The sequence below is a fragment of the Nocardioides sp. genome (assembly GCF_016462705.1).
In the GTDB taxonomy this organism is placed as follows: domain Bacteria; phylum Actinomycetota; class Actinomycetes; order Propionibacteriales; family Nocardioidaceae; genus Nocardioides.
The window spans coordinates 1-2,366 of the sequence record NZ_JAEMSS010000304.1 but is presented as its reverse complement, the minus strand read 5'-3'; the positions used below and the strand labels follow the sequence as shown (position 1 = coordinate 2,366).

Annotated in this window: 4 protein-coding genes; all 4 read left to right on the top strand. The window is 73.6% G+C overall.

Annotated elements, in window-relative coordinates; translation table 11 throughout:
* Nucleotides 1-24 precede the first annotated feature (24 nt).
* Nucleotides 25-450 carry a dUTP diphosphatase gene (gene dut, locus JHD21_RS21840; protein ID WP_292679663.1) on the top strand — a complete coding sequence of 142 codons (426 nt, stop codon included), beginning with the start codon at nt 25-27 and terminating at the stop codon, nt 448-450.
* A gap of 20 nt (nt 451-470) precedes the next feature.
* The gene (locus JHD21_RS21835; protein ID WP_292679660.1) at nt 471-1,088 is read left to right on the top strand and encodes a DUF3710 domain-containing protein; all 618 of its coding nucleotides are present in this window, start codon (nt 471-473) and stop codon (nt 1,086-1,088) included.
* Between the two features lie 18 nt (nt 1,089-1,106).
* Nucleotides 1,107-1,466, top strand: a complete 360-nt coding sequence (locus tag JHD21_RS21830) for an OB-fold nucleic acid binding domain-containing protein (RefSeq protein ID WP_292679659.1) — start codon at nt 1,107-1,109, stop codon at nt 1,464-1,466.
* A gap of 73 nt (nt 1,467-1,539) precedes the next feature.
* Nucleotides 1,540-2,259 (top strand): DUF3159 domain-containing protein, encoded by a 720-nt coding sequence (locus tag JHD21_RS21825; protein ID WP_292679657.1) that lies wholly within the window; start codon nt 1,540-1,542, stop codon nt 2,257-2,259.
* Nucleotides 2,260-2,366 lie beyond the last annotated feature (107 nt).

Genomic DNA, 2,366 nt, shown 5'->3' with positions numbered 1-2,366 from the left:
CGGCAGCTCTCTCCGTGGGACGGGCTGATCCTGCAAGCCGCGCTGGATGCCGGCGCCGACCTCCTCACCTGCGTCGATGTCTCCCTGGCACCGGGGGAGCGCGCCCTGGTGCCGACGGGCGTCGCGCTGGCGGTGCCCGAGGGCTATGTGGCCCTGGTCCACCCCCGGTCGGGTCTGGCCGCCAGGCACGGGCTCTCGATCGTCAACACGCCCGGCACCATCGACGCGGGCTACCGCGGTGAGGTCAAGGTGCTGCTGGTCAACCACGACCCCCGGGAGACCATCGAGCTGCGGCGCGGCGACCGGGTCGCCCAGCTCGTCTTCCAGCGCGTCGAGCACGCCGCGTTCGTCGAGGTGGAGACGCTCCCCGACAGTGCCCGTGGCAGCGGCGGTTACGGTTCTACTGGAGGGTTCGCCAGTCGCGAACCGGCAGCAGAAGGAGAGCAGTGAGGCTACGCCGTAGGTCCGAGGTGTCCGACGAGACAGTGGACGACCTCGACGTCGACCCCGGGGACGACGGTTCCGGGGACGCGGGCCCGACCTCCGGGCCCTACGACGCCGACGAGCTGCCCGGGGACGACGCCGAGCGGGTCGACCTGGGGTCCCTGCTGATCGCCCCCGAGCCCGGCCGCGAGCTGCGCCTGCAGGTCGACGAGGCCAGTGGTGTCGTCCAGTCCGTGGTGCTGGCGGGGTCGGACGGCGCGCTCGAGCTGCGGGCCTTCGCGGCCCCACGCAACGGCGACCTCTGGTCCGAGGCGCGACCGCAGATCGCCTCCGAGGTCGCGGGGCGTGGCGGCACGGCGACCGAGCGTGAGGGTCGCTGGGGGCCCGAGCTCGTGTGCCGGGTGCAGGTGCGTACGCCGGACGGCAAGACCGGCACCCAGGAGTCCCGCATCATCGGCGTCAACGGGCCCCGGTGGTTGCTGCGCGCCACGCTGCTCGGCAAGCCGGCGACCGACGTCGACGGCTCGGCGGACTGGGAGGACGTGCTCAGCCGCGTCGCCGTGCGTCGAGGCGCGCAGGCGATGCCGGTCGGTGAGCCGCTGGCGGTCACCATGCCGCCGCAGGCGCGCCGCGTGGAGCAATGAGCGTGCCGTGAGCGTGTCATGAGCAAGAGCCGGCTGCGCCGCAGCCTGAGCCGCTGGGCCGACACCTCCGACCAGGAGGCGCGGGACCTGCGGGCCACCTACTCCGACCGGGGCTGCGTCCGGATCTCCGAGGCACCCGACCGCGAGATGGTCCGGCTCCGTGGGTCGCTGCGCACGGTCTCGCTGCGCCCCCGGGCCGGCATCCCGGCCCTGGAGGCCGAGCTCTTCGACGGGAGCGGTGTCATCGTCGTCGTGTGGCTCGGCCGCCGCCGGATCGCCGGGATCGACGCCGGCCGCTCCATCCAGGTCCAGGGACGGATCGGGGAGCACGACGGTGTCCGGACGATGTACAACCCTCGCTACGAGCTGATCCCATGACCACCCCACGAAAGCGCTCGGAGGGGGCGCTGCGCGCGGGCGACTCACGCTTCCGCGGGCACCCCGAGACCCCATGAGCGAACCGCAGTCCGCGTCACCACCCACGGTGGCCACGGCGCAGACCGTGGAGGAGGTCGTCCGCAGGCAGCTCACGACGGCCCTCGGCGGACGCCGCGGGATGCTCGAGGCCGCGGTCCCGACCATCGCCTTCACCGCGCTGTGGCTGACCACCCGCGAGCTGGAGCTCGCGCTGGCGGTGGGCGTCGGCGCCGCCGTCCTCCTGCTCGTCGTCCGGCTCGTGCAGCGCTCGTCGGTGCAGTTCGTTCTCAACGCGCTGTTCGGCATCGGGATCGGCTGGCTGTTCGTGACCCTGGCCGCCAGGCGCGGAGGCAGCGAGGACGAGCAGGCGCTCGCGTACTTCCTGCCCGGCATCCTCTACAACTCGGGCTACTTCGTCGTGATGGCGTTCACCTGCCTGATCGGGTGGCCGCTGGTGGGCTTCATGGTCGGGAGCGTCACCGGCGACCCGACCGCGTGGCACGCCGACAAGCAGGTCGTCCGGCTGTGCGCGCGGCTGACCTGGCTGCTCGCGCTGCCGTGCCTCCTGCGCGCGGTCGTGCAGGGACCCATCTGGCTCGGCGGCAACTCCGGCGCGATCGACGCCGACGCGGCGATCGCGGCCCTCGGGGTCCTCAAGATCGCGCTCGGCTGGCCGATCCAGCTCGCGGCGCTCGCGGCGATGCTGTGGCTGCTTGGGAGGAACCGGACCCCGGTCTCGCCGCTGGCGGCCTGACCGGCCGGTGGTCGAGGAGGCGCGCTCCGGTGGTCGAGGAGGGCCGCTAGGCCCGTCGCGAGGCCTCGCGAGGGCCGGCTGGGACGCGACCACTCCGCGGGCGGGGC